Source organism: Moraxella sp. (assembly GCF_024227015.1).
Taxonomy (GTDB): Bacteria; Pseudomonadota; Gammaproteobacteria; order Pseudomonadales; family Moraxellaceae; genus Moraxella.
Genome location: NZ_JAAELD010000326.1, coordinates 1 through 596 on the forward strand (window position 1 = coordinate 1; position 596 = coordinate 596).

1 protein-coding gene is annotated in these 596 nt (G+C 47.1%); it reads right to left on the bottom strand.

Going from position 1 to position 596, the window contains the following annotated elements; translation table 11 throughout:
* Positions 1-596 (bottom strand): ATP-binding cassette domain-containing protein (locus GY683_RS07380; protein WP_297288121.1); only part of this gene is annotated, 596 nt, incomplete at both ends.

A 596-nucleotide genomic window follows, 5' to 3' on the forward strand; every position in this document is an offset into this window, starting at 1 on the left:
AGGCTTTCACATTTTTCGATATTTTTACGAATCGGGCGCGTTTGTTCACGGCGCTGTGCAGCTAATTTACGCTGCGCTTCTTTATCAACCTTTGAAACGATGGTTTTTTGAGTGCTGACTTTAGACACGATCGGCGCTACGATTCCGCCTTGTTTAATCATTTCTAGGCGCGCTTGGCGTAACCAGTTGGCATAATCGTGTAGATCGCCTTCAAATTCGGTCGATTTTCCAGCATGGACTAAAATGAGGTCATCGCACACGCTGGCAATCAGTTGGCGTTCGTGTGAAACCAAGACCACAGCACCTTCATAGTCTTGTAAAGCCATGGTTAAGGCATGGCGCATATCTAAGTCTAAATGGTTGGTCGGTTCATCTAGAATCAACACATTAGGACGTAACCACACGATTAAAGCCAATGCCAAACGGGCACGTTCACCACCAGAGAAACTCTCGCAAGGGGTATCCATCCGTTCGCCACTAAAGCCGAAGCTGCCTAAAAAGGCACGTAAGGTCGCTTCACTGATTTTTTTATCCGCAATTCGTGCCAATTGCAGCATTGGGCTGGCCGACTCATCCAGTGAATCCATTTGATGCTG